The sequence below is a fragment of the Cupriavidus sp. SK-4 genome, from assembly GCF_000611125.1.
Taxonomy (GTDB): domain Bacteria; phylum Pseudomonadota; class Gammaproteobacteria; order Burkholderiales; family Burkholderiaceae; genus Cupriavidus; species Cupriavidus necator.
In genome coordinates, this window is sequence record NZ_JFJW01000020.1 from 57,780 (window position 1) to 58,715 (window position 936).

1 protein-coding gene is annotated in these 936 nt (G+C 66.9%); it reads left to right on the forward strand.

The window, feature by feature from the left end; translation table 11 throughout:
- Positions 1 to 904, forward strand: a 904-nt coding sequence (gene odhB / locus CF68_RS04680) for a 2-oxoglutarate dehydrogenase complex dihydrolipoyllysine-residue succinyltransferase (RefSeq protein ID WP_035816374.1), incomplete at its 5' end; no start/stop codon positions are given.
- Between the last annotated feature and the right edge of the window lie 32 nt (positions 905 to 936).

The following is a 936-nucleotide window of genomic DNA, read 5'->3' on the forward strand; positions in this document are numbered from 1 at the left end:
GCCGTCGGCTGCCAAGCTGATGGCCGAAGCCGGCCTGTCGGCTGGGCAGGTTGCCGGCACCGGCAAGGACGGCCGCATCACCAAGGGCGACGTGCTGGGCGCAGCCGCTGCCCCGGCGCCCGCCGCCAAGGCTGCCCCGGCTCCGGCCGCCAAGCCGGCGCTGCAGCAGGTTTCGGCCCCGGTCGACTTCGCCGCGCTGGGCGACCGCCCGGAAGAGCGCGTGCCGATGAGCCGCCTGCGCGCCCGTATCGCCGAGCGCCTGCTGCAATCGCAATCGACCAACGCCATCCTCACCACCTTCAATGAAGTGAACATGAAGCCGGTGATGGACCTGCGCAACAAGTACAAGGACCGCTTCGAGAAGGAGCACGGCGTCAAGCTGGGCTTCATGTCGTTCTTCGTCAAGGCCGCGGTGCACGCGCTGAAGAAATTCCCGCTGATCAATGCTTCGATCGACGGCAACGACATCGTCTACCACGGCTACTTCGACATCGGTATCGCCGTGGGCTCGCCGCGCGGCCTGGTGGTGCCCATCCTGCGCAATGCCGACCAGATGAGCCTGGCCGACATCGAGAAGAAGATCGCCGAGTTCGGCGTCAAGGCCCGTGACGGCAAGCTGTCGCTGGAAGAACTGACCGGCGGCACGTTCTCGATCTCCAACGGCGGCGTGTTCGGCTCGATGCTGTCGACCCCGATCATCAACCCGCCGCAATCGGCCATCCTGGGCGTGCACGCCACCAAGGACCGCCCGGTGGTGGAAGACGGCCAGATCGTGATCCGCCCGATGAACTACCTGGCGATGTCGTATGACCACCGCATCATCGACGGCCGTGAAGCTGTCCTGGGCCTGGTCGCCATGAAGGACGCGCTGGAAGATCCGGCCCGCCTGCTGCTGGACCTGTAATTAACGGTCCCCCCCCCCCCCCCCCCCCCCCG